Raw genomic sequence first — 22,570 nt, forward strand, 5'->3', positions numbered from 1 at the left:
CGCAATCCGCCAAATCTGCATCCACCCTCTTCTAATTTTCCTGAAATCCTTGCACGATAGCCGAATGAGCGATCCAGCTTTCGAATATGCCCCCATCGGATTGGTCGAGTTGGAAAACCGCATCATCCGACGCTGCAATCTGCAATTCGCCCGCACCTTTGGCGGCGAAGAAGCAGAGTATCGCAACATGCCCCTATTGCACCTCTACCCTTCGGTCGCGGATTGGGAGAGGATCGGACAGCGCGGCCTGAAAGCGATGCAGGACACAGGATATTACACTGACGAACGGGTCATGCGCCGGCGCGACGGGGACTTGTTTTGGTGCCGTGCACGCGGACGATCCCTGACACCGGACGACCCGTTTCGCCATGGCATCTGGAGCTTTTCCGACATCTCAGAAGACCGCCCGCTGGTCGAACTGACAACCCGCGAACGCGAAGTTGCCATCATGTCCTGCCGTGGTCTGTCCGCCAAGGAAATCGGCGTCGAGTTGGGGCTGAGCTATCGCACAATCGAGGCTTACCGCGCCCGTCTGCTAGAGAAGTTCGGCGCGCGCAAACTACCTGAACTTGTGGCAAAACTCTCAGGCATGCCCCTTTAATCCGTTTCCCCCCGAAATATTGGGCAAAACCCCCATCTGACATGCCGAGACTGCGCTTTTCATGACCGTCCGCATAGCTTATAACGCTGCGTAATCAGACCAAAGCCCGCGAGAACAGACGGGCCAAAGGGGAACCGTCGAGGACACTCATGACAGATACCAAACACGAAGCGGACGTGGCATTCATCAAGGCACTGGCCGAACTGCTACGCGAAAATGACCTGACCGAACTGGAAGTCATGCGCGAATATGGTGATGACGACAGTTTGAATGTCCGCGTCAGCCGTATGTCGCAGGTCGCGCCCGCCCCTGTTCAGATGGCCGTACCGGCAGCGGCACCAGCACCCGTAGCAGCAGCCGCTGCACCTGTCGAAGCTCCGGCGGCACAGGAAGATCCGGCCAGCCACCCGGGCGCTGTCACCTCGCCCATGGTAGGAACCGTTTATATGCAGCCCGAACCGGGCGCACCTTCCTTCATCAGCGTCGGCGCATCGGTGTCCGAAGGCGACACACTGCTGATTGTCGAAGCGATGAAAACCATGAACCACATTCACGCGCCCAAATCCGGAACCATCAAACGCATTCTGGTCGGTGACGGTGATGCGGTGGAATTCGGCACCCCTCTGGTCATCGTTGAGTAAGGCGGTCCCATGTTCGACAAGATCCTGATTGCCAACCGAGGCGAGATCGCCCTGCGGGTCATCCGCGCTGCCCGCGAGATGGGGATTAAGACGGTCGCCGTCCACTCCACCGCCGATAGCGACGCGATGCATGTGCGCATGGCGGACGAATCGGTCTGCATCGGCCCTCCGCCCAGCCCGCAAAGCTACTTGTCGGTGCCCGCGATCATCTCGGCGTGTGAAATCACTGGCGCGCAGGCGATCCACCCCGGCTATGGCTTCCTGTCCGAGAATGCCGAATTCGTGCAGATCGTCGAAGACCACGGCATCATCTTTATCGGCCCCACTGCCGAGCACATCCGCGTCATGGGCGACAAGATCACCGCCAAGGACACGATGAAGGCGCTGGGTGTGCCTTGTGTTCCGGGTTCGGACGGCGGCGTGCCCGATCTGGAGACGGCCAAGAAAATCGGTGAGGAATTTGGTTACCCCGTCATCATCAAAGCCACCGCTGGCGGCGGCGGTCGCGGTATGAAAGTCGCGATGAGCGCGGATGAGATGGAAAGCGCATTTATGACCGCACGTGCCGAGGGCAAAGCCGCCTTTGGCAATGACGAGGTCTATATCGAGAAATACCTGACCACGCCCCGCCATATCGAGATCCAGGTCTTTGGTGACGGCAAGGGCAAGGCTGTGCATCTGGGCGAACGCGACTGCTCGCTGCAGCGCCGCCACCAGAAGGTGTTTGAAGAGGCACCCGGCCCCAGCATCACCCCGGAAGAGCGCGCCAAGATCGGTAAAGTCTGCGCGGACGCCGTGGCCAAGATCAATTATATTGGCGCCGGAACCATCGAGTTCTTGTATGAGAACGGTGAGTTCTACTTCATCGAGATGAACACCCGCCTGCAGGTAGAACACCCGGTGACCGAGGGCATCTTTGGCGTCGATCTGGTGCGCGAACAAATTCTCGTCGCAGCTGGCGAACCGATGTCGTTTGGTCAGGACGATCTTGTGATCAACGGCCACGCCATTGAGGTCCGGATCAATGCAGAAAAGCTGCCGAACTTCTCACCCTGCCCGGGTAGGATCTCGGCCTTTCATGCCCCCGGCGGTCTGGGTGTGCGGATGGATTCGGCGCTGTATGATGGGTATTCGATTCCACCATATTACGACTCGCTGATTGCCAAGTTGATCGTACATGGCCGCGACCGGGCCGAGGCGCTGGCACGGCTAGATCGCGCATTGGGCGAACTGATCGTGGACGGTATCGATACAACCGTGCCGCTGTTCCATGCGTTGCTGCAAGAGCCGGAAATCCACAACGGTGATTACAACATTCACTGGCTGGAACACTGGCTTGCGGCGAATATGGCCCAATAAAACCACAGGACCAGAGGGCACTTGCGCTCTGGTCCCCGGGTATTGCGCATGAGCCTGACCCCTGAACTTTTGCTACACGGCTATTCCATTGGAATTTTCCCGATGGCCGAACACCGCGATGACCCGGAACTGTTCTGGGTCGATCCCAAGTTTCGTGGCGTTTTTCCGTTAGATGGCTTTCACATCTCGCGCAGCCTCGCACGCCGCATTCGAAAGTCCGGCTTTTCCATCAGCATCAACCGCGATTTTGCCGGAGTGGTCGATGGCTGCGCTGATCGGGCAGACACCTGGATCAATGCAGAATTGCGCCACCTTTATCAACAACTCCACCTCGCGGGCCGAGCCCATTCGCTGGAGGTCTGGGATGAGGACGCACTGGTCGGCGGCGTTTATGGCGTTACACTGGGTGCGGCGTTTTTCGGCGAAAGCATGTTTTCCCGCCGAAAGGATGCCTCGAAAATAGCGCTGGCCTATCTCGTGGATCGCTTGCGCCAAACCGGGTTTCGCTTGTTTGACACCCAGTTTCTGACCGCTCATCTGGCGTCTCTGGGAGCGATCGAGATTCCGCGCACGCAATATCGGAACACGCTTGAAGAGGCGATCAATGCCAGTGCAGATTTCGTGGCAGCAGTGCCTCAGTCGCCCGATGCAGTGATACAGCGCATCACCCAGACGTCATAACGCGCATGGTCCAGCGCGTTCAATGCGGGCGACGTGGCAATCATCCAACCGTCAAACAGTTGATCTGTCCTGCCTTTTTCCCAGATCGTCAGATAGGCAAATGCATCACCGGTCGGGTTGTCCGCTGGATAGCGACAATCGCCCAAGGCCACATCCAACCCAAAAACCGGCAATGTCTGACCATTCCGCATTTCAACATCGACAGTTTGACCGCTGACCTTGTCCAGACCACGCAGCAATGCGCCAGGACCGGATTGGGCTTTTTGCTGGGCCGTGGCCCCCGTCGCGACCAGCAACGCTGCAATCAGGGCAAATCGCTTCATTCGCTTCCGTCCCCGGCGACAAACTTGACCAGCAGGGAAATCAGACTGACGGCACCTTGCGTATCTTCGACTTGATCGCCCGCTTCAAAGTAGAACGGCGAACCACCCGGCATAACCTCGACAAAGTTGCCGCCCAGCAGCCCTTCGGATGAGATGACAATCGCACTGTCGTCCGGCACCAGAATTCCGTCAGAGATCGAGAAGGTGGTATCGGCGCGATAGGTTTCGGGATTCAGGTCTACACCGGTTACAGTGCCGATCTTGACACCAGCAAGGCGTACGTCGGTGCCGACGCCTACCCCTTCCAAGGAACGGAAAGAGGCGCCCAGTTCATAGCCGCCACTGCTTTGCGACAGGCCGGTGGATTGGCTGGCGTAAACGCCAAATGCGACGGCACAGGCTAAGACGACCCCACCGACCAGAACTTCGGTTGCATTATAACTCGACATTGCTCGCCTCGTGTTATTCCGGGCTCCAGGCCTCGTAGTCCTTACGCTCGACCGGGTCCGGGCGGCGCAAAGAACCTGCTGGTGCATAAGCCAAAGCAGAGCCTGTCAGATTTTCCTGATGCGGTTTTTCCCAGGATTTGTGTTTCAGCGGTTTGTCCGTCGGCGGCTCATCCCAGGTGCGGTGCAGCCAGCCATGCCAATCCGGATCAACCCGGCTCGCCTCAGCCTCACCATTGAAAATCACCCAACGTCTACTGTCGTCAGCATTGTGGTAAAACACGTTGCCTTCGTCGTCTTCACCGACCTTGATACCCTTACGCGATGTGTAAATCTGCGTGTTCAATGTGGATCCGTTCCACCAGGTTACGGCCCGCAAAAGACTGTTTAGGATTCCCATCAGCTGCCTCCGGCATTTCTGTACCCGCAGATATGGACCAAAGCCTCACTAAGGTCCAGTGTCACAAGGATCGCAGACCCTATTTCGGCAGAACCGCGGTCACTTCAATCTCGATACGGTCTTTTGGCGTTATGAGATTGCATTCGACAACTGTCGCTGCAGGTGGGTTGTCACCAAATGCGTCAACCAACAACGGCCAGCAAAGTTCGAACTCATTCATATCCGGCAAATAATAGTTTACCCGAACCACGTCTGCAAAACCGGCTCCTGCCTCGGCCAGCGCTTTTCCAATAGCCTCCAGGGACGATTTGCACTGTGCCACGATATCATCGGGCACGTCATCACCTTGGGCACAGGTTCCGGCCACGAAGACGAAGCCATTTGCAACCACAGCGCGACAATAGCCAACTTTGGCCTCGAATTCTCCGCCAGATGAAATGCGTCTGATTTTCATGCTTCCCTCCAATAGAAAACGGCGCGGTGAATGCCGCGCCGTCTTGGTAATTCTTTTTGTGCCTTACCCTGCCGAAGCTGATTCCGCGGCATCCGCGTAGATGATCAGGGGCTGCTTGTCAGATGACACCGCCTCTTCGTTCACCACAACCTCGGTCACGTTTTTCATGCCCGGAAGTTCGAACATGGTGTCCAGAAGGATATCTTCGAGGATCGAGCGCAACCCGCGTGCGCCGGTCTTGCGTTCAATGGCCTTCTTGGCGATCGACTTGAGCGCATCATCGGTAAAGGCCAGCTCGGCATCTTCCAGTTCGAACAGGCGCTGGTACTGCTTGACCAGAGCGTTCTTGGGCTTGGTCAGGATGGTCACCAGTGCATCTTCGTCCAGATCTTCCAGCGTAGCCAGAACCGGCAGACGTCCAACGAATTCCGGAATCAGGCCGAACCGCAGCAGATCCTCGGGCTCGAGATCCTTGAAAATCTCACCTACGCCGCGTTCGTCATTGTCCCGCACGTCCGCGCCAAAGCCCATGGCCGAGCCTTTGCCGCGTTGCGCGATGATCTTATCCAGACCTGCAAAAGCACCACCGCAGATGAACAGAATGTTCGTGGTGTCCACTTGCAGGAATTCCTGCTGCGGATGCTTGCGTCCGCCCTGCGGCGGCACACTGGCCACGGTGCCTTCCATCAGCTTAAGCAGCGCCTGCTGAACACCCTCACCCGATACATCGCGCGTGATGGACGGGTTTTCAGATTTGCGCGTGATTTTATCGACTTCGTCGATATAGACGATGCCGCGCTGCGCGCGTTCAACATTGTATTCGCTGGACTGCAGCAGCTTGAGAATGATGTTTTCAACATCCTCACCCACATACCCGGCTTCGGTCAGTGTAGTTGCGTCTGCCATGGTGAACGGCACGTCCAGAATACGCGCCAGCGTCTGCGCCAGCAGCGTCTTACCGCAGCCGGTTGGGCCGATCAGCAGAATGTTGGACTTGGCCAGCTCAATATCGCTGCCGGCCTTTTGGGCGTGGTTCAGACGCTTGTAGTGGTTGTGCACAGCAACCGACAGAACCCGCTTGGCGGTGGCCTGACCGATAACGTAATCGTCCAGCACCTCACAAATGTCTTTGGGCGTCGGAACGCCATCGCTGGACTTCAGGCCGCTGGCCTTCGTCTCTTCGCGGATGATGTCCATACACAGTTCGACGCATTCATCGCAGATGAAAACGGTCGGGCCGGCAATCAACTTGCGCACCTCATGCTGGCTCTTGCCGCAGAAGCTGCAGTAGAGCGTGTTTTTGCCGTCACCGCCTGAATTCGTCGCCATGTTCTACCTTTCGGGCTTCGTCCCTGCGGTCCGTGTCGGACCGCGCATGCCACATGTTGGTGCAGCTTAGGCCACCACCGGGGCGGCTACAATCTCAAAAATGGCCCCCACGCCTGGGACGTGGGGAGATATTCTTAGGCCTCGTCACCGTCCATTTTGGCGCGATTTTCGACGATTTCGTCGATGTGACCCCAGTCTTTCGCCTCTTCCGGGCTCATGAAATTGTCACGGTCCAGCGCTTTTTCAACCGCCTTTTTGGTCTGACCTGTATGACGCACGTATATGTCATAAAGGCGATCCTTCAGCTTTTGCGTCTCGGCCGCGTGAATCATGATGTCGCTGGCCTGGCCCTGATAGCCACCGCTGGGCTGGTGCACCATGATCCGGCTGTTGGGCAGCGAGAAACGCATTCCCTTCTCGCCACCGGCCAGCAAAACCGACCCCATCGAGGCTGCCTGACCGATTACCAATGTCGAACATTTGGGCTTGATATACTGCATTGTATCGTAAATCGACAAACCGCTGGTAACCACGCCGCCAGGCGAATTGATGTAGATCGAGATTTCTTTGTTTGGATTTTCGGCCTCGAGGTGCAGCAATTGCGCGACGATCAGGTGGCTCATCCCGTCGTGGATCGGACCGTTGATGAAAATGATCCGCTCTTTCAGAAGGCGCGAGAAAATATCATACGCGCGTTCACCCCGGCTGGTCTGCTCGACGACCATGGGAACGAGCGTATTCATATAGGTGTCAACGGGATCGAACATGAGAACCTGCCTGTTTTGCTATGGATCGGGACATTACCCGAAGAAACGTTACCCGAGTCTTAGTGTCGCCACGGGGGGGCTGCAAGGGGGGCTCAACAGATCGCACTCCAACCGTCCAAAATAGGTGGATAGTATGATGTCGAACGTACCGAAGTCGCCGATGTCAATGCGCGGTTTGATGCTCTAAACAATAAGTTCCCCTTTTCCCATCACGGCATTTTGATCCATGCATATGGAAATTCATGCACAGAACGTGTAGCAATGCGAACCGCTTTAGCGAACCACTCACAAAAGTGCCCACTCACAAAAGTGCCCCCACACCAGGGCCCAAAAGGAAAACAGCAATGGCATTGCCTCAGATTTCACAGAATATGACGTCTGACGATTTCGACCGGATGGCGGGAAATGCGACCCGCGCATCGAATTTCCTCAAGGCGATCAGTCACGAAGGCCGATTGATGATCTTGTGCCATCTAGTCTCTGGCGAAAAATCCGTGACCGAGCTTGAGGATCTACTGTCCGCACGACAGGCTGCTGTTTCGCAGCAGCTGTCCCGCCTTCGTCTGGAAGGCCTTGTGATTCCCCGACGCGAAGGCAAAGCAATTTACTACCGTCTTGCTGATGACAGACCGCGCCGTATGCTTGAAGTGGTGTACGAGCTGTTCTGCGCGGGCGATAAGGACTGATTTCGTTCATCTTTCCACCGCACCCGACGCGTCAGTCCAATCTTTTCGATCGGAACGATCCGTCGTCGGTGCGGCCACGCCCCACCTTCACAATCCATGCGGTCAATTGGCTCGGCAGCTTCGTGTTTCTACGCCCGGTGCAAGCACGGTAAAATACTGGTTCCAGCAAATAAAAGCTGCTACGCCATGTATAGAAAATCAAATGGAGGTACTGATGATCCGAGCAATTCTAGTAGGGCTGGCAGTGTTTACCCTTGCAGCGTGCGAGACGACCAAGGGTGCAGGCAAAGATATCGAAAAAGCAGGCGATGCCATCCAGGAAGCCGCGACTGACGTTCAGCAAAATATCTGACGCAATTCAGGATGTTGTGAAGGCGCAACTTCCACATACAAGATATGGTTGAAGATTGCAGCCAACCAAGGTACACTCCTTGGCACAGGTGCATAGACGCGGCATTGCATATCTGACACTTCGGGGTTCTTGTGCATCCACAAGAACCCCGTTCCCGTTTTGCGGGGGGGGCAGAGTGGTAGCCTGGATAGACCTGAGAAAAGGAAAAGGCGTCAGGTGCGCAGACGCGGTCCATGCATGTACCCTCACGGATACTCCTGACGCCTTGCCGGGTCGATGCGCCCGAGGGACGCCCCGATCCAGTTGCCCCGACCCTGTTACAGGCCACGGCCGCTGCACGGCACCCTAAGATGCTTAACAGCACGCATCGACCTTCTGAGAGTCTGATCATCTGACCCGGGTCTGACACCCAATTCAGCTGACCATCCACCGGTAAGCCTTTGCATATAAAAGCCAATCCTAAGACTTGCCTTTATTGCCTCGACCCCCTTTGGCCTTTGCGTCCCACCCTGGTTCCTAAGAACCGTTGCGGTAATAGAACTGTTACATCCGGGTCATGTTCCGACAAGGAAATAGCACTGCAGCATGAGAATTAGACGGGGATAAAGTGTTGATATCCGCTGGGAGAAAATTGTGGATAACTCCGGAAATTGAAACACCGTGCGGTCTTGGCAATGGAAAACGCTGAATTCGACGAAATGACCCGATTTTCCCCGTTTTCTGCACCTGCAAAAGCCATTTTGCTGCCAATTGTGGATATTCACAGCCTCGGAGCATCGAATCAGGCGTATCTTGTGATTGCCCAGCCAGAGATGATCAGAGGATCCGGGGCCGGACGGCCCTCAGACCACAAGCAAAGCCGCGCTGAAGGTTCGCGAGAGCCTAAACCACAGGTGCCAGGGAACGCCGCAATCCGGCACCGTGTGTTCAGGACCCTGTCACTTGCAGCCAAGATGCCACCCGACCCGTCCCCCCTGAGGAGACGCTGTGTCCGTTTATGAGAAGCGTTCCGACCCGACCGAGATTACCTACTACGCGCTGCAACACGGTGCAGCCAGTACCCCCTACGGCCGGCCGGGCCGGAGACGCTTCAGTTCACCTGACGTTCGAGTACAACGCTGTACGTTGTCCCGCGACGCAGGCTACGGAAATCCGCGTAAATCTTGCCGTCCTGATAGCGCGCATCCACCAGCGCATTCACGCCCACCTGCGGATCGGCCGAACTTTCGACGATGCCGATGGTGCCTGACCCATCCAGACTGATGGTGCCGGTGGCGTCAAACACGCGCCAATCTGTGCCAGCATCCGGTCGCCACATGCTGGGCCCCCAGAACAGGTTGTCCTGCTGCTGCTGAATATCCAGAAGCCACTCCCCCTGATGAAAGCGCGGCGCATCGCCGGTGGTCACCCGGGATGGCGAAACCTTGGTATAGGTGCCCGTCCAGGCACCGCGCAGATCGGGTGTGGTCTCGGCCATCGAGGCCGTGGCAAGGCTGAGGCTAGTTGCCAGAGCGGCTGCTCCGGCAGTCATATATCTGGTCATGGGCTCTCCTCCAAAGTTCAGGGCCGTTGCTGGCCTGTTGAACAGATTGGAAGGGAGTGCGCGGGTTGCAACTTACCTAAGGGAAACTTCATAAACCGGTAATGTTTGCCTTATGCCCAGGCCAGCGCGGTGCCAAGGATCACCAGACCGATGCCAGCCGCCTCGCGATACGAGAAGTTCTCGCCGAACAGAAAGAATGAGGCGATGGCGATCAGAACAACCTCGGCCCCCAGAATGCCGGCATAGATGATGCCCAGCCGTTCCTCGCGCAGCGCGGCGAGTTCAAGCGTCGCCCCGGCCAGCAGGGTCCCAATGATCAGCAGGCCAAGCCCCACACCGGGGATTTTCCACCAGAACTTCATCGCGATCATGGCCACAGAATAGAGACCCGCCGACCCGAGGGCGATAAGGGGGATCATGGATGTGGACATTGGACGCTCCTACGGAGTGTTTCCGTTGCGTCAACAATAGCAGGTGGATGGACTCGGGGCTGTGAGGTGGGTCACAGTCGGGTGATGGGTGTGCCGCCCCCTTCACAGGCGATGCACAAACGCACCGCCCGCTTTGTCAAACCAGACCGGTGATATGGCGCTAGTTCAGCCCGAGCATGTCCTTGGCCTGAGCCAGTGTCGCGACCGACGCATCATGGTCGCCCGCATCATGTTGCGCAGCGCCTTCGTCGCGCCATGCCTCGACCTGTGCGATCTGTTCGGCGGACAGGTCGGGACCCGCGGCCAGAGCGGCATCAATGGCGGCAATGTCGGTGGGGCATTGGAAGGCAAAGGCGGGCGCGGCGAACAGGCAGAAGGCAGCGGCCAGAGTCAGATGTTTCATCGATTTATCCTCCCGTTTTTTGGGTGTGTTGAGAATACCATGAAACGGGTCAGGTTCGGTGAGCGTCAGCGCCCAACGCGGCGGATCGGCGGGGGATGGCTGATAAAGGGGCTGTCGAGCGGCGGAGTCCCGGGGGCATACGCAGACACATTGCGTAGTCACGAAAACTGAGAGCTGCGACCGACCCGAGGCGAGGCGAGGCGCAATCGCGCCGCTCGTTTTGCCGGAGGAAAACCTTCGGTTTGTTTCGCCACAGGCGAACCTTTGGTTAGACGGGCAGGTCATGCCAGAGGCATGCTTTTAGCGTGACGTTGCCCGGCGGTGCCGCCGAGCAGTGCTTTGAGCTTCTATCTCTGCCTTAGTGCACAGCGTCATCTCGAAAAAATCAAAGGCTGGAGCCGAAGCAATTCTAGCACTTCAAGGGTTCTTTACTTCTATAATACGTGAGTAGGGAATCAAAATAGTACATATGCAGTCTTCTTCGACGGCCACATAGCCATAGCTAGTTTGGCCGACGATAACGGCAAGTAATTTTCTGGAGTCTGTTAAGATTTCGCTTTTTTGAACAGCAAGAAGGTGTTTACCTCTTGCGGTCCCTGCTGACACTGCCAGAAGAAGTATTAAAAACCCAGTCAATAGAACGAGATAACTGAAACTCAAAGATGCGTTTTCCCCTTCCTCGGCCAGCGAAGCGTCATCAAATCTTATTCTTCTTTGATCACCTCTACTTTGGTCCGTGCGCATACAAACGATCACAATTATTACCATAGCCGCATTCACCAGAAAGCTGATCCAGTGCCCCCAGAAATCTACTAGGTAAGGAGCCACTACCTTTACCAACTCTACTCCTGAGTAGGCGTACAAAAAAATTGCCAACCAAACGGTAGCAGACAGCAAGGCATTCATCTGCAATGGCACATACTTATCAATGATCTTGTTGCGCGGGAAACCGGAGGCAAAAATTGCCAACATAGTGTAAACAATCGTAGCCAGTCCGGCCAAGGCACTAGCAACCGCCACATGTCCAAAAAGCAGCACCTGGAAGTGCGAAAAAAAAGCGGTATCTACGATGAAAGACGGGTTTCCTGGAAGAGAAACGACAAAGGCCCAGTAGTGGACTGCCAATACTGCCGTACACGCAACGGCCGCCCTCATCCAGCCAGCTTTCTTTAGAGCTCTGATTAAAATGTTTATCAAACTAAATAGCTCACAGGTTTAGTAATACATCCAATCAAAAACCTTGTTACAAAAAGTCCCCAATAAGAAGATCATTAACTATCCATCTTCAACGCTGAAATAAACGCCTCCTGCGGGATATCGACCTTCCCGAACTGGCGCATCTTCTTCTTACCCGCCTTCTGCTTGTCCAGCAGTTTGCGTTTCCGCGTGGCGTCGCCTCCGTAGCATTTGGCGGTCACGTCCTTGCGCAGCGCAGATAGGGTCTCGCGCGCGATGACCTTGCCTCCGATGGCGGCCTGGATCGGGATCTTGAACATGTGGCGCGGGATCAGGTCTTTGAGCTTTTCGCACATCGCCCGGCCCCGCATCTCGGCCCGGTCACGGTGAACCATGGTCGACAGCGCATCCACGGGTTCGTCATTCACCAGCACGGACATCTTGACCAGCGCGTCCTCGGTATAGCCGGTCATCTGGTAATCAAACGAGGCATAGCCCTTGGTCACCGATTTCAGGCGGTCGTAGAAGTCAAAGACAACCTCGTTCAGCGGCAGGTCATAGACGACCATGGCGCGGCTGCCCGCATAGGTCAGGTCCATCTGGATACCGCGGCGGTCCTGGCAGAGTTTCAGCACGTCGCCGAGGAATTCGTCGGGAACAAGGATGGTCGCCTTGATGCGCGGCTCCTCGATATGATCGACCTTGGACGGGTCGGGCATGTCGGCGGGGTTGTGCAGCTCGATCATCTCGCCGTCTTTCATGTAGACGTGATAGATCACCGACGGCGCGGTGGTGATGAGTTCGATATCATATTCGCGTTCGATGCGGTCACGGATGACCTCAAGGTGCAGAAGGCCAAGGAAGCCGCAGCGGAAGCCAAAGCCAAGTGCGGCCGAGGTTTCCATTTCAAAGCTAAAGCTGGCGTCGTTCAGGGCCAGCTTGTCGATCGCATCGCGCAGGTCTTCGAATTCGGAACTGTCGACGGGGAACAGGCCACAAAACACCACCGGCTGCGCGGGTTTGAAGCCTGTCAGAGCCTCTTCGGTGCCGTTGCGGTCATTGGTGATGGTGTCACCGACACGGGTGTCGCGGACCTGTTTGATGGACGCGGTGAGAAAACCGATCTCACCGGGGCCGAGGCTGTCGACCATCTCCATCTCAGGCCGGAATACGCCGACGCGGTCGACATGGTGCAGGGTGTTGTTCGACATGAACTTGACCCGCATTCCCTTTTTCAGCGTGCCGTCCATGATCCGGACCAGAACGATGACACCGAGATAGGCATCGTACCACGAATCCACCAGCATCGCCTTGAGCGGCGCGTCGAGCGTGCCTTTAGGCGCAGGCAGATGGGTGACGATGGACTCCAGTGTCTCGTGGATGCCCTGCCCGGTTTTGGCCGAAACCTGTATGGCCTCGGACGCGTCGATGCCAATCACATCCTCGATCTGTTCGGCGACGCGATCACAGTCAGACGCAGGCAGGTCGATCTTGTTGAGCACCGGCACGATCTCATGGTCGGCGTCAATGGCCTGGTAGACATTCGCCAGCGTCTGCGCCTCGACGCCCTGCGTCGAGTCCACGACCAGCAGCGATCCTTCGACCGCGCGCATCGACCGCGAGACCTCATAGGCAAAGTCCACGTGGCCCGGGGTGTCGATCAGGTTCAGCACATACTGCTCGCCGTTGTCAGCGGTATAGTCGATGCGGACTGTGTTGGCCTTGATGGTGATGCCACGCTCGCGCTCGATATCCATGCTGTCGAGCAGCTGTTCCTTCATGTCACGATCCTTGACTGTCCCGGTCTCTTGGATGAGCCGGTCAGCAAGGGTGGATTTGCCATGGTCGATATGCGCGACGATGGAGAAATTGCGGATATGAGCGAGGTCTGTCATGGGTTGGGATATGTCCGGAGATTGGGGCCTCGTCAAGCCGTGAAGCGTTGCAGAAAAGGCTGCTATCGTGTCTTTCTGCTCTGACGCATTTACCCAAAATCAGCCAGTGGGTAGGATAGTGGCGCTGAATGGCCGGCGCACCAACAAGAAAGCAGAGTAGTCTTTGGCCAATTATTCGATATTCGTGCTGGGTGAAAGCCAGCTTTCCATCTCTGTTTCGCAGGGGTTGGATGGTTTGGACCAGGGTACAGGTATCCACCTTATCGGACAGACCATCACGATTGACACGCGAACCGCTACCGAGGTCTTCATCAGCGATGGCGGTAGCGACACGAATTTTGCCGACAATGACACCAATCAGCTCCTTGACGGTGATCAAACTATCGACGGCGTCAACTTCAACGACGGTACTCGGGTTGAGGCTGAATACGGCATTACGCTGACGGATGGTACAAACACGTGGCAGGCCATTGCGTTCAACGTGAACAACTCGTCCCCATCCTTTGCGACGGTGGAGGGGATCGCCTTCATCGGTGGCCCGGGGGAGTTTCCCCCAGCAGGCGTTACACTGACGGTTGTTGACACCCAGGAAGGTCCAAGCTTTGCGGTTGCGGACTACGTCACGCCGATCTGTTATGGCAGTGGCACATTGATAGAAACCCCAAATGGCTATGCCCGTATCGAGACATTGCGTCCGGGCGACAAGGTTTGGACGCAGGACAATGGCTATCAATCGGTGAAATGGGTCGGATCGCAGGATGTCATAGCTTCAGGACGTTTCAAGTTGGTCGAGGTTCCGGCCGGAATAATACTTAACTTCTCGCCACTAAAGGTTTCGCAACAGCACAGGTTGGTAATCTCGCATCCAGTAGCGGAACTGTTGTTCGCAGCACCCGAGGTGTTTGTGCCAGCGATCAGTTTCGTAGATGCAGGCGTTGCAACCCTATCCAACGAGAAAACCGCCCGCTATCACCACCTACTGCTGGACAACCACAGCATTATACGCGCCAATGGCGCCGCATCCGAGAGCCTTTTGTCAACGCCAACGACCCAATGTGATGACCCCGACAGATTGTTCTTTCGTGACCTCGCAGGGTGCGCGGCAGACCCAATGGAAACTGCCCGACCGGCTTTGACCCGAACCGAGGCGGCGCTGTTGCTGCGAAACATCTTGGCCATTGATCACAATTCCAGTTTGATTCATACTCCGCCGCAGACCGAGAGGGGCATCAGACCCGTCCGGGCAGGCAAATACGAGGCATGAGCATGAAAAAGTTCCTCTTAATCGCATTCTGTGCCACGTCGATGGTGGCGGTAGCTCCGGTCGCAGACGCGGCGCAGATCAAACGGGCGTGTCTGGCGTCTGACCGGTCGGCGGCGACGCGGGATCGGTGCAGTTGCATTCAGCGGGTGGCCAATCAGGCGTTGACCCGCAGCGATCAGAAGACCGTTGCCAAGTGGTTCCGCGACCCGCATCAGGCGCAAGAGCTCAAGATGTCGAAGACCCAGCGCGACGATGCGCTCTGGGATCGGTATCGGAACTTTGGCCAGATGGCGCAGGCGATCTGCAACTAGGCTGATCAATCCTTGACCTGACCCGAACTGCGCCCCAGAAAGGCGCAGCGAAAGGGATATCTGATGGTTATGAAAGGGCTGACGCTGCGCGGCCTCGAAGTGTTCGAGGCATTGGCGCGGACCGGATCGGTGGCGCAGGCCGCCGAGATCACGGGGCTCAGCCAGCCGTCAGTGTCACAACAGTTGCGCAATCTGGAAAAGGCTGTGGGCACCGATTTGGTGGATCACGCACGACGTCCGATGCGCCTGACCCAGGCTGGGCGCAGCTTTCTGGCCCGCGCGCAGGCGGTTCTGGCCGAACTGCAGATGGCCCAAAGCGAGCTGACTGTGATGGACCTGGGTCACCTTGCAACCCTGTCTGTCGGCCTGATTGACGATTTCGACAATGACCTGACCCCGCGGCTAGCCACTTTGTTGGCTGAAAGTTTGACGCGGTCAAAGTTCAAACTGATCACACTGCCCAGTCTTGACCTGTTCGAAGAACTTGAGGCGCAGCGCCTTCAGCTTGTGGTGTCAGCCCATAGCGGCGAGGTGCTGGAAGGCGTGGTCGAGTACCCGCTGGTGCGCGATCCCTTCATTCTGGTGACGCCCAAAGGGGTCGAAAACGCCATGCAGGATCTGCCGTTCCTACGCTATGCCCGCGAGCAGTTAATCAGCCGCCAGATTGAGGCCCATCTGGCGCGCCAGCAGCTGGAATTTGAAGAACGGTTCGAAATCGGTTCGCATTTGGCGTTGATGGCAATGGTCGCGCGCGGCCTCGGCTGGGCGATCACGACGCCGCTGGGCTACATGCGGGCGGCGCGATTCCATGACGGGCTTGAGGCACACCCTGCCCCGATCGGAGATGTGTCGCGGACGATTTCCTTGTTCACCCGCACCGACTGGTCAGGTCAGGTTCCGCAAGAAGTCGCAGGCATGATGCGCCGCCTAATGGGCAGCCAGATTGTTGACCCGGCCCTTGCGCAATTGCCATGGCTGAACAACCGCCTAAAGTTGATGAACTAGCCGCGCAGATGCGCGTCGAGACCTTCGACAGCTGCCTCGATTAGATCCAATGCTCCATCGAAGTCACGGGTATAGTATGGGTCCGGGACGTGGTCTGTGCCGATATGAGGCGCAAAATCCGTCAGCAGACGCACTGGGGTTTCGTTCCCGGCTGGCCTCAATGCCTCAATATCCGCGAGGTTTTCGGCATCCATCCCGATAATCAGATCGAACCTGTCGAAATCCGCGGGCACAAATTGGCGCGCCCGCAAATCATCCAGTTTTATGCCACGCGACAGAGCTGCCATTTGCATCGGTCCATAAGGTGGGTCACCAATGTGCCAGCCAGAAGTCCCGGCACTATCGGTAGCGTGATGCGGCGCACGGGCGCGAAAGGCGCCCTCGGCGGCGGGAGAACGGCAGATATTGCCCAGACAGACGAACAAGATACGGTGGGTCATGAACCACGGTGTAACGCGAAGGGCCAAGATGGAAAAGATCGTCATTCTGACAGGGGCCGGGATTTCCGCCGAAAGCGGGTTGGGCACGTTCCGCGACGAGGGCGGTTTGTGGGCCCAACACCGGATCGAGGACGTTGCCACGCCCGAAGGGTTCGCGCGTGATCCCGCGCTGGTGCACGGGTTTTACAATGCCCGCCGCGTACAGGCCGCCGAGGCGCAACCTAACGCGGCCCACGATGCACTTGCCCGACTACAGCAGGACTGGCCCGGCGAGGTTGTGATCGTCACACAAAACGTCGACAGCCTGCACGAGGCCGGTGGCGCGCAAAACGTGATCCACATGCACGGCACGCTGGCCGGAGCGCTTTGCGCGGCCTGCGGCCACCGCTGGACGGCACCGCCGGAGATGGCCGTGGGCGAGCCCTGCCCTGCCTGCGCAGCCCCCACCGCACGCCCGGATGTGGTGTGGTTTGGTGAGATGCCTTATCACATGGACGCCATCTATGATCATCTGGCAGGCGCAAGCATCTTCGCCGCCATTGGCACTTCGGGTCAGGTCTATCCCGCCGCGGCTTTCGTGCACGAGGCCATGATGTCCGGGGCAAGAACTGTCGAACTGAACCTCGAGCCGTCGACCGGCGCATCCAGTTTCGACGAAGTCATACTGGGCCCCGCAACAGAAGCCGTTCCGCGCTGGGTTGATCAGATCCTGAGCTCGCAGTAGGGCGATACCCGCAGACAAGCGGCGAATTTCCTTGCTATACTAGTGCCCTAACAACCCGAGAGGTCCCCATGACAGACCCAAAAAACCAACAAGGTGAAATCCTTGACGATGATAGGCTCGATACGCGAGGTGCACTTGGTGATCAGCTAACGGACCTGTGGTGGACATTCTTGCTGCGCGGAATCCTGGCCGGTGCGCTCGGAATCGCAGCGCTATTCTGGCCGACGGGCAGTATCTCGTTGCTGATCCGTCTGGTGGGCTTGCTGTTGGTCCTCGATGGAGGCCTGACGCTGCTGGGGTTTGGCCGGCGTGGCCTGATCGGCGGTTTCGGCATTGGGGCGCTTTTGATCGGATTGATCCTGCTGATCTGGCCGGAAGGCGTCGCGCGCCTCGCGTTCTTCCTGCTGGGAGCCTGGGCTTTGATTGTCGGGATAGGCTCGCTGATGGCGTGGCGGCAATTGCCCGATGAACATCCTGATGCATCCACCATGCGCAACTCCGGCATTGTCGCGCTGTTGATCGGCCTCGTTCTGTTGTTCTGGCCGGGCAGCGGCATGGTGGCACTTGGCTGGGCGATTGCCTTCTCGGCGCTGGCTGTTGCTGCAGTGATGCTCTGGCTGGCCATGCGCTTCAAACGCGCCCATGACCGCGTGGCGATGCGGGTGGTCAACCGCTGAACCTTTTCCACAACGACAACAGGCCGGGAATATCCCGGCCTGACGCATAGATGACGGTCGCAGCGCGGCCCGAATTCAGGCGCAGCTCTAGTTCGAATGCGAACCGTGACCGCCGGTGTCCTTACGCTCCAAATCCACCGGAATTTCGATCTCGACTTCGCCTGCTGTCTCGAAGATCAGCGTAACGGGAACCATTGCATCCTGTTCAAACGGGGCTGTCAGGCCCATGAACATCACGTGGTCGCCGCCGCGCTTCAGCATGTGCGTTTCACCAGCCGGGATGGAAATGCCTTCTTCGACATGGGTCATTTTGGCAACGCCATTTTCGTCGACAATATGCGTATGCAGCTCGACCCGAGCCGCAGCGTCCGATTCCACACCGATCAAACGATCATCGGTCGCGCCGGTGTTCTGGATCATCATGAAGGCTGCGCCAGCTTTGGCCGTTTTACCCGACGACCGAACATAAGCGTCATCGACGGTGATCGTGTCCTGCGCAAAAGCAGCGGTAGCAATAGTTGCGGCGGCAAGGGTGGTCAGCAGTCTGGATGTGAGTGACATAGCGCCTCTCCTGTAGTTTGGTGTTTGATAAGAATTGATAATGAATCAAACGCTTGCAGGAGGTGCTCGGGCTGGTTGAGACGGTATCGGCAGAGCGATCAGATTCTCCGCCATACGCGATGGCATGGGTCGATCGATTTCCGGGGCCACCGGCAAGGACGGCTCCGCAATGCTCACCGCGCCCAACAGGTTCAGCGCATAATCCGGACAGAAGTGCGGGGCCTTTGTCGGCTGCCCTTCGGCATCCATATAGACCACAACTGGTCCCGAGCCGGTGCACAACACCATATGTCCGACCGCCCGGTCCACACCGCGCGATGCAGCAACGCCCTGCCCGGTCAAAACGACCAGCAGCGACAGCACAAATGGCAGAACTTTGTTCAGAACGGGTTTCATCCTGTCCCCGATATAGGCCAGAGACAAAACGGGCTTCAAGCGCAATCAGACGCGCCTGAAGCCCAGGGCCGGGAGGACAATGTCAGCGGTCCAGTTCTGGACGCTTGACGGACCCTTTTGTCAGGCTTGTATGCAGCCGATTCACCCGACGCTGCATCCGCAGACATGCCCCAAATGTTTTGCCGAAAAAGCCGGCTAGAAGGGAGAAAGAAGGTAATGATTTGAACGACATGAGGTTGAACTCCGCCAGATGAATATGCCTAAACATAATACGGGTAGAGCAAACGGTATGTGAACAATTTCACCCAATGCGAAAATTTAATTCCAAATTAAGAACAGCACTCTGCACAAAAGGAAAAAGCCCTGCACCATAAGGTACAGGGCCTGAATTCTTGCAGGAATAAGGTTTTAGGCCGAAGCTTGCGCCTTGGCGATTTCCTTTTTCACTTTCAATGCGTTGTTGGACAGCTCATCGTCCTTGGCTTTCGCCAGGAACGCGTCCAGACCACCACGGTGGTCCACCGAACGCAGGGCAGCCGCCGAGATGCGCAGCTTGACGCCACGTCCCAGCGTTTCCGACTGCAACGTAACATCGTTCAGGTTGGGCAGAAAACGACGACGAGTTCTGTTTTTGGCATGGCTGACATTGTTGCCAGTCATCGGGCCTTTTCCGGTCAGTTCGCAACGGCGCGACATGGTTTCTTCCTTTGTTTCTGGAGGCCAGGCATTACACCCTCGGCCAAATCACAAGGGGCACAACCCGAAGTCGCGCCCGAAAACTGGTTGGATGCATGTAGTGGGAATCACAGACGGGGTCAAGCCATATGCCAAGGATTCACAGCACCAAGTTTTCATTTAATTCTCCCAGCCGTTTCAGGGCGTGATTTTCCAACTCAGGGCTACCTGTTTTTGCCGCTGCGGCCGCCAGACGCGCCCAGTAATGGGGGCTTTTCAGTCGTGCTGCACGATGCAAATGCGCATACCCCACCTGTATGAAAGTTGCCGCTGACCGGGGTTCCGAAAACTGTCCCGGATCAGACACCCGGTGGCGAAAGGTGACATACAAGCGAGACTGACCTGGATTGAAAAAGCGTGGCACGCAGTCGATTTCCATCAAAAATCCGACATTGCTGCATTCTTCAACTGCGCTTTTTTGACCAGAATCGCCTGTCTGATCGGGTTATTTCATTCAGTCACGTATTCAGAGCGGGTTCTACATAACTGCTTTTTTGGGATGTAAACAACCAAGGGGCGTTTCCCTGTACGTCATAGCTCTGCAGCAGTGGCTTTTCATTTTTCAGGTGCCGAGCCACGAGGCGCGCTTGTTGGGGGCTTTTCGGGATGTAACGGGCCGGGTTGGGATTGTGGTTCATATCCGCCAATTCCGGAAAGATATCGAATATTTCACGTCGGGCTTCCAGGCTGAGGGTCTTGAGAGCTTCAGGCCCGGTAAACAGGCTTTCGCTTGGGGCGTTTTCGGCAAAAATAACCTCATGCCTATCAAAAAGCAGGTGGTAATATTCGACACTGTCCACCGTATCATCGACGAATATCCTTGGCAGCGCGGTCAGTTTTATCGCTGGAATCAGAACTTCGGGCTCGCCAAACATCCGTTCTGCGATTTTCGACTGCACCAGCATTCTGTGCTGCCGTGACACCAGCAGATCCCGTTTGGGCAAACCGTTGCCCAGCGCGCCTGCCAATATGCGGACGGGGCGACGTTTCGGATCGCCTGCCAATGCCACCGAGTCAAATTTGCGGCGCCCGATCCAGCGGATCGGCTGCATCCCGTTGCCCTGCGTTGGGAGCATATCCCCCTGCCGAAGATCCTGAATAAGGACCGGACCACGTTGCGCCTGAATTACTGTATCGCGGGTAAAGCACAAAAACCCTGTGCCGGATTCAAACCCGCTATAGTTTACCACGATCCCTGAGGGCAATTCGAAGCTGCCGCTGGACAACGAATAGGATTGCCCGGCAACAACGGTGAAAGTTCCGAAATTTGCGTCGGTTACAACTGTGCCCACCGGAAGGTTCAGCGCGTCCTGCCCGCCGCCGCCCTGAACATCCCCGGCGACCTGGGTTCGGATAAAGTTCAGGGTGTCATTGCCCTGCCCCAAACGGATATTTCCTACACCGACGTCAAAAACCGTGACGGTATCCGCATCGCGACCAGCATTGATCTGCCCATCGATCTGGGCGTTGAACACGGTGATTTCATCGTTTCCGGCGTTGCCGCGTACACTCCCGGAAATAGCACTGCTTACAATCGTAATCTCATCGTCACCGCCACGGGCGCGAATATTATCAATGGGCGTGCCTTGGGGCGTGCCGTTCAGCGTACCTTCGTCGCCGGTGACTTCGATATCGTCGTCACCATTTGTCCCACGTATATTGGGCATGTACGGCTATCTCCGACGCGTTCATTTGTTGACTTGCGCAACAACGAGACTATCGCCTTCCCCTCGAAATAGCACAATCAGAAATTGTATCCCTTCCCCTAATACATAATTTTGGCATACCCTCCACCTCTGGCGCTAACAGGCGTCTAGTGTGTTGCCAGGATACTAAGCATTCGTTCCGCAGCCGCCGTCGGGCTGAGATTGCCGGCACCAACATCGGAACCAAGGCGATCCATTTCTGCGCGCGCGGCCGGCGTATCCAACCGAGATAGCAGCGCGTATCGCACCTCCTGATCGAACCAGAACCGCGCCTGTGCCGCGCGGTTGCCATCCCAGTGGCCGTTTTCACGCCGCCAGCCTGACAGGGTGGTCATTTCGTCCCAGGCTTGGTCAAGCCCATGTTCCTCGACCGCGGAAACGGTCATCGCTTTGGGAAAACCCTCGGGGTCCTGCGGGCGTTTTCGCAGCAGGCGCAAAGCCCCCGCGTAATCCGCACAGGTTCGGGTGGCCGTGGCTTTCAGATCTCCATCCGCCTTGTTCACAAGGATCATGTCGGCCATTTCCATGATGCCGCGCTTGACCCCCTGCAACTCATCCCCGCCCGCAGGAGCGAGCAGCAGCAGAAACAGATCGGACATTTCAGAAACGACGGTCTCGGACTGCCCGACCCCTACAGTTTCAATCAGCACCACGTCGAATCCCGCCGCCTCGCACAGGGCAATCGCCTCACGTGTACGGCGGGCCACGCCGCCCAAATGGGATTGACTGGGGGATGGGCGGATAAAGGCGTTCTTCTCGCGACTCAACCGCTCCATCCGGGTTTTGTCGCCCAGAATAGATCCACCTGAACGGGTCGAGCTGGGGTCGACGGCCAGGACCGCAACGCGCAAGCCCTGCTCGATCAGCATCATGCCAAAGCTTTCGATAAAGGTGGATTTGCCCACCCCCGGAGTACCGGACAACCCAACGCGCAGGGATTGCCGCCCGGCTTTGGCCAAATGCGCCAGCAATTCAGACGCCTGCGCCCGATGATCGGCGCGGCCACTTTCTACCAGAGTGATTGCCCGGGCCAGCGCACGCCGGTCTCCGTCCAAAATCTTATCACCTAGGCTGTCCATATCCATTCCGACCCCGATCTTTTGCGGCACGACTACTTGCCGCCCCGACAGGTGATTTGTCCAGACCGGACCGCGAAGGAAACCTGCCCGATACCTGCATTTCGCACCTATGTGTTGCTGTTGATCCTCTTTGACCGGACCGCTGTTGGCTCTATGCCGTAGCGGCGCGATCATCGTCATTGGGA

Annotated in this window: 29 protein-coding genes; 11 read left to right on the forward strand and 18 right to left on the reverse strand. The window is 57.0% G+C overall.

Translation table 11 applies throughout. The features are described from left to right. Positions 1–64 precede the first annotated feature (64 nt). From AC2FIO_RS20355 to aat, 4 genes are all read left to right on the forward strand, one after another. Positions 65–601, forward strand: a complete 537-nt coding sequence (locus tag AC2FIO_RS20355) for a LuxR C-terminal-related transcriptional regulator (protein WP_058272193.1) — start codon at positions 65–67, stop codon at positions 599–601. A 149-nt stretch (positions 602–750) separates the two neighbouring features. After that, complete coding sequence (gene accB / locus AC2FIO_RS20360) at positions 751–1,242, forward strand: acetyl-CoA carboxylase biotin carboxyl carrier protein (RefSeq protein WP_058272194.1); 492 nt, start codon at positions 751–753, stop codon at positions 1,240–1,242. Positions 1,243–1,251: 9 nt separating this feature from the next. Next, positions 1,252–2,601: an acetyl-CoA carboxylase biotin carboxylase subunit gene (gene accC, locus AC2FIO_RS20365; protein ID WP_496699770.1), complete on the forward strand. Its 1,350-nt coding sequence runs from the start codon at positions 1,252–1,254 to the stop codon at positions 2,599–2,601. A 48-nt stretch (positions 2,602–2,649) separates the two neighbouring features. Beyond that, complete coding sequence (gene aat / locus AC2FIO_RS20370) at positions 2,650–3,282, forward strand: leucyl/phenylalanyl-tRNA--protein transferase (RefSeq protein ID WP_058277012.1); 633 nt, start codon at positions 2,650–2,652, stop codon at positions 3,280–3,282. Here aat and AC2FIO_RS20375 read toward each other — a convergent pair. The 6 genes from AC2FIO_RS20375 to AC2FIO_RS20400 form a co-directional block, all read right to left on the reverse strand. Further along, positions 3,237–3,605, reverse strand: a complete 369-nt coding sequence (locus tag AC2FIO_RS20375) for a DUF2155 domain-containing protein (protein ID WP_496699771.1) — start codon at positions 3,603–3,605, stop codon at positions 3,237–3,239. The genes aat and AC2FIO_RS20375 overlap by 46 nt on opposite strands. Further along, positions 3,602–4,054 (reverse strand): outer membrane lipid asymmetry maintenance protein MlaD, encoded by a 453-nt coding sequence (gene mlaD / locus AC2FIO_RS20380; RefSeq protein ID WP_058272198.1) that lies wholly within the window; start codon positions 4,052–4,054, stop codon positions 3,602–3,604. The genes AC2FIO_RS20375 and mlaD overlap by 4 nt, the downstream gene beginning before the upstream one ends. Positions 4,055–4,067: 13 nt before the next feature. Next, positions 4,068–4,451 carry an NADH:ubiquinone oxidoreductase subunit NDUFA12 gene (locus AC2FIO_RS20385; RefSeq protein WP_058272199.1) on the reverse strand — a complete coding sequence of 128 codons (384 nt, stop codon included), beginning with the start codon at positions 4,449–4,451 and terminating at the stop codon, positions 4,068–4,070. A 79-nt stretch (positions 4,452–4,530) separates the two neighbouring features. Further along, complete coding sequence (locus AC2FIO_RS20390; protein WP_058277008.1) at positions 4,531–4,905, reverse strand: RidA family protein; 375 nt, start codon at positions 4,903–4,905, stop codon at positions 4,531–4,533. Positions 4,906–4,968: 63 nt separating this feature from the next. Continuing rightward, a complete protein-coding gene (gene clpX / locus AC2FIO_RS20395; RefSeq protein WP_058272201.1) occupies positions 4,969–6,234 on the reverse strand; it encodes an ATP-dependent Clp protease ATP-binding subunit ClpX in 1,266 nt (421 codons plus the stop codon). Between the two features lie 134 nt (positions 6,235–6,368). After that, on the reverse strand, positions 6,369–7,001 hold the full coding sequence (locus AC2FIO_RS20400; protein WP_108861785.1) for an ATP-dependent Clp protease proteolytic subunit: 633 nt from the start codon (positions 6,999–7,001) through the stop codon (positions 6,369–6,371). A 344-nt stretch (positions 7,002–7,345) separates the two neighbouring features. Here AC2FIO_RS20400 and AC2FIO_RS20405 point away from each other — a divergent pair, with 344 nt between their 5' ends. Together AC2FIO_RS20405 and AC2FIO_RS20410 are read left to right on the forward strand one after the other, a co-directional pair. Further along, the gene (locus tag AC2FIO_RS20405) at positions 7,346–7,687 is read left to right on the forward strand and encodes an ArsR/SmtB family transcription factor (RefSeq protein WP_109313386.1); all 342 of its coding nucleotides are present in this window, start codon (positions 7,346–7,348) and stop codon (positions 7,685–7,687) included. A 214-nt stretch (positions 7,688–7,901) separates the two neighbouring features. Further along, positions 7,902–8,039 (forward strand): entericidin A/B family lipoprotein, encoded by a 138-nt coding sequence (locus AC2FIO_RS20410; protein ID WP_186437378.1) that lies wholly within the window; start codon positions 7,902–7,904, stop codon positions 8,037–8,039. Between the two features lie 1,090 nt (positions 8,040–9,129). On the opposite strand, the gene AC2FIO_RS20415 is transcribed toward AC2FIO_RS20410, so the two are convergent. The 5 genes from AC2FIO_RS20415 to lepA form a co-directional block, all read right to left on the reverse strand. Further along, the gene (locus AC2FIO_RS20415; RefSeq protein ID WP_282153495.1) at positions 9,130–9,582 is read right to left on the reverse strand and encodes a hypothetical protein; all 453 of its coding nucleotides are present in this window, start codon (positions 9,580–9,582) and stop codon (positions 9,130–9,132) included. A gap of 110 nt (positions 9,583–9,692) precedes the next feature. Next, complete coding sequence (locus AC2FIO_RS20420; RefSeq protein ID WP_496699772.1) at positions 9,693–10,013, reverse strand: hypothetical protein; 321 nt, start codon at positions 10,011–10,013, stop codon at positions 9,693–9,695. A 160-nt stretch (positions 10,014–10,173) separates the two neighbouring features. After that, positions 10,174–10,416 (reverse strand): PA2433 domain-containing protein, encoded by a 243-nt coding sequence (locus AC2FIO_RS20425; protein ID WP_496699773.1) that lies wholly within the window; start codon positions 10,414–10,416, stop codon positions 10,174–10,176. 417 nt (positions 10,417–10,833) lie between these two features. Beyond that, positions 10,834–11,541: a hypothetical protein gene (locus AC2FIO_RS20430; RefSeq protein ID WP_496699774.1), complete on the reverse strand. Its 708-nt coding sequence runs from the start codon at positions 11,539–11,541 to the stop codon at positions 10,834–10,836. Positions 11,542–11,687: 146 nt separating this feature from the next. Beyond that, the gene (lepA, locus tag AC2FIO_RS20435) at positions 11,688–13,487 is read right to left on the reverse strand and encodes a translation elongation factor 4 (protein WP_496699775.1); all 1,800 of its coding nucleotides are present in this window, start codon (positions 13,485–13,487) and stop codon (positions 11,688–11,690) included. Between the two features lie 163 nt (positions 13,488–13,650). Between lepA and AC2FIO_RS20440 the strand changes: the two genes are divergently transcribed. From AC2FIO_RS20440 to AC2FIO_RS20450, 3 genes are all read left to right on the forward strand, one after another. Beyond that, positions 13,651–14,751, forward strand: a complete 1,101-nt coding sequence (locus AC2FIO_RS20440; RefSeq protein WP_496699776.1) for a Hint domain-containing protein — start codon at positions 13,651–13,653, stop codon at positions 14,749–14,751. Positions 14,752–14,753: 2 nt separating this feature from the next. Then, entirely contained in the window at positions 14,754–15,062 is a 309-nt protein-coding gene (locus tag AC2FIO_RS20445; protein WP_058276999.1) for a hypothetical protein, read from the forward strand. A gap of 63 nt (positions 15,063–15,125) precedes the next feature. Continuing rightward, complete coding sequence (locus tag AC2FIO_RS20450; RefSeq protein WP_496699777.1) at positions 15,126–16,067, forward strand: LysR family transcriptional regulator; 942 nt, start codon at positions 15,126–15,128, stop codon at positions 16,065–16,067. Here the strand turns inward: AC2FIO_RS20450 and AC2FIO_RS20455 are convergent. Beyond that, entirely contained in the window at positions 16,064–16,507 is a 444-nt protein-coding gene (locus AC2FIO_RS20455) for a low molecular weight protein-tyrosine-phosphatase (protein ID WP_496699778.1), read from the reverse strand. The genes AC2FIO_RS20450 and AC2FIO_RS20455 overlap by 4 nt on opposite strands. 28 nt (positions 16,508–16,535) lie before the next feature. Between AC2FIO_RS20455 and AC2FIO_RS20460 the strand changes: the two genes are divergently transcribed. Together AC2FIO_RS20460 and AC2FIO_RS20465 are read left to right on the forward strand one after the other, a co-directional pair. Next, entirely contained in the window at positions 16,536–17,231 is a 696-nt protein-coding gene (locus AC2FIO_RS20460) for an NAD-dependent deacylase (protein ID WP_496699822.1), read from the forward strand. Between the two features lie 68 nt (positions 17,232–17,299). Continuing rightward, positions 17,300–17,908, forward strand: coding sequence for an HdeD family acid-resistance protein (locus AC2FIO_RS20465; protein WP_058272214.1), 609 nt, complete (start codon positions 17,300–17,302; stop codon positions 17,906–17,908). Positions 17,909–17,995: 87 nt separating this feature from the next. Here AC2FIO_RS20465 and AC2FIO_RS20470 read toward each other — a convergent pair whose 3' ends face one another. The 6 genes from AC2FIO_RS20470 to meaB form a co-directional block, all read right to left on the reverse strand. After that, positions 17,996–18,469 carry a copper chaperone PCu(A)C gene (locus AC2FIO_RS20470; RefSeq protein ID WP_496699779.1) on the reverse strand — a complete coding sequence of 158 codons (474 nt, stop codon included), beginning with the start codon at positions 18,467–18,469 and terminating at the stop codon, positions 17,996–17,998. A 45-nt stretch (positions 18,470–18,514) separates the two neighbouring features. Then, entirely contained in the window at positions 18,515–18,910 is a 396-nt protein-coding gene (locus AC2FIO_RS20475; RefSeq protein WP_496699780.1) for a hypothetical protein, read from the reverse strand. A 363-nt stretch (positions 18,911–19,273) separates the two neighbouring features. After that, entirely contained in the window at positions 19,274–19,561 is a 288-nt protein-coding gene (gene rpmB, locus AC2FIO_RS20480; protein WP_058272217.1) for a 50S ribosomal protein L28, read from the reverse strand. 139 nt (positions 19,562–19,700) lie between these two features. Continuing rightward, positions 19,701–19,979, reverse strand: a complete 279-nt coding sequence (locus AC2FIO_RS20485) for a hypothetical protein (RefSeq protein ID WP_496699781.1) — start codon at positions 19,977–19,979, stop codon at positions 19,701–19,703. A gap of 79 nt (positions 19,980–20,058) precedes the next feature. Further along, complete coding sequence (locus AC2FIO_RS20490) at positions 20,059–21,267, reverse strand: Hint domain-containing protein (protein WP_496699782.1); 1,209 nt, start codon at positions 21,265–21,267, stop codon at positions 20,059–20,061. Positions 21,268–21,413: 146 nt separating this feature from the next. Next, positions 21,414–22,391, reverse strand: coding sequence for a methylmalonyl Co-A mutase-associated GTPase MeaB (gene meaB / locus AC2FIO_RS20495; RefSeq protein ID WP_496699823.1), 978 nt, complete (start codon positions 22,389–22,391; stop codon positions 21,414–21,416). Between the last annotated feature and the right edge of the window lie 179 nt (positions 22,392–22,570).

The organism is Ruegeria sp. CDSB086 (assembly GCF_059611065.1).

Coding starts and splice junctions, on each gene's coding strand:
- AC2FIO_RS20355 (WP_058272193.1), top strand. CDS start 65: ATGAGCGATCCAGCTTTCGAATATGCCCCCATCGGATTGGTCGAGTTG.
- accB (WP_058272194.1), top strand. CDS start 751: ATGACAGATACCAAACACGAAGCGGACGTGGCATTCATCAAGGCACTG.
- accC (WP_496699770.1), top strand. CDS start 1,252: ATGTTCGACAAGATCCTGATTGCCAACCGAGGCGAGATCGCCCTGCGG.
- aat (WP_058277012.1), top strand. CDS start 2,650: ATGAGCCTGACCCCTGAACTTTTGCTACACGGCTATTCCATTGGAATT.
- AC2FIO_RS20375 (WP_496699771.1), bottom strand. CDS start 3,605: ATGAAGCGATTTGCCCTGATTGCAGCGTTGCTGGTCGCGACGGGGGCC.
- mlaD (WP_058272198.1), bottom strand. CDS start 4,054: ATGTCGAGTTATAATGCAACCGAAGTTCTGGTCGGTGGGGTCGTCTTA.
- AC2FIO_RS20385 (WP_058272199.1), bottom strand. CDS start 4,451: ATGGGAATCCTAAACAGTCTTTTGCGGGCCGTAACCTGGTGGAACGGA.
- AC2FIO_RS20390 (WP_058277008.1), bottom strand. CDS start 4,905: ATGAAAATCAGACGCATTTCATCTGGCGGAGAATTCGAGGCCAAAGTT.
- clpX (WP_058272201.1), bottom strand. CDS start 6,234: ATGGCGACGAATTCAGGCGGTGACGGCAAAAACACGCTCTACTGCAGC.
- AC2FIO_RS20400 (WP_108861785.1), bottom strand. CDS start 7,001: ATGTTCGATCCCGTTGACACCTATATGAATACGCTCGTTCCCATGGTC.
- AC2FIO_RS20405 (WP_109313386.1), top strand. CDS start 7,346: ATGGCATTGCCTCAGATTTCACAGAATATGACGTCTGACGATTTCGAC.
- AC2FIO_RS20410 (WP_186437378.1), top strand. CDS start 7,902: ATGATCCGAGCAATTCTAGTAGGGCTGGCAGTGTTTACCCTTGCAGCG.
- AC2FIO_RS20415 (WP_282153495.1), bottom strand. CDS start 9,582: ATGACCAGATATATGACTGCCGGAGCAGCCGCTCTGGCAACTAGCCTC.
- AC2FIO_RS20420 (WP_496699772.1), bottom strand. CDS start 10,013: ATGTCCACATCCATGATCCCCCTTATCGCCCTCGGGTCGGCGGGTCTC.
- AC2FIO_RS20425 (WP_496699773.1), bottom strand. CDS start 10,416: ATGAAACATCTGACTCTGGCCGCTGCCTTCTGCCTGTTCGCCGCGCCC.
- lepA (WP_496699775.1), bottom strand. CDS start 13,487: ATGACAGACCTCGCTCATATCCGCAATTTCTCCATCGTCGCGCATATC.
- AC2FIO_RS20445 (WP_058276999.1), top strand. CDS start 14,754: ATGAAAAAGTTCCTCTTAATCGCATTCTGTGCCACGTCGATGGTGGCG.
- AC2FIO_RS20450 (WP_496699777.1), top strand. CDS start 15,126: ATGGTTATGAAAGGGCTGACGCTGCGCGGCCTCGAAGTGTTCGAGGCA.
- AC2FIO_RS20455 (WP_496699778.1), bottom strand. CDS start 16,507: ATGACCCACCGTATCTTGTTCGTCTGTCTGGGCAATATCTGCCGTTCT.
- AC2FIO_RS20460 (WP_496699822.1), top strand. CDS start 16,536: ATGGAAAAGATCGTCATTCTGACAGGGGCCGGGATTTCCGCCGAAAGC.
- AC2FIO_RS20465 (WP_058272214.1), top strand. CDS start 17,300: ATGACAGACCCAAAAAACCAACAAGGTGAAATCCTTGACGATGATAGG.
- AC2FIO_RS20470 (WP_496699779.1), bottom strand. CDS start 18,469: ATGTCACTCACATCCAGACTGCTGACCACCCTTGCCGCCGCAACTATT.
- rpmB (WP_058272217.1), bottom strand. CDS start 19,561: ATGTCGCGCCGTTGCGAACTGACCGGAAAAGGCCCGATGACTGGCAAC.
- AC2FIO_RS20485 (WP_496699781.1), bottom strand. CDS start 19,979: ATGGAAATCGACTGCGTGCCACGCTTTTTCAATCCAGGTCAGTCTCGC.
- AC2FIO_RS20490 (WP_496699782.1), bottom strand. CDS start 21,267: ATGCCCAATATACGTGGGACAAATGGTGACGACGATATCGAAGTCACC.
- meaB (WP_496699823.1), bottom strand. CDS start 22,391: ATGGATATGGACAGCCTAGGTGATAAGATTTTGGACGGAGACCGGCGT.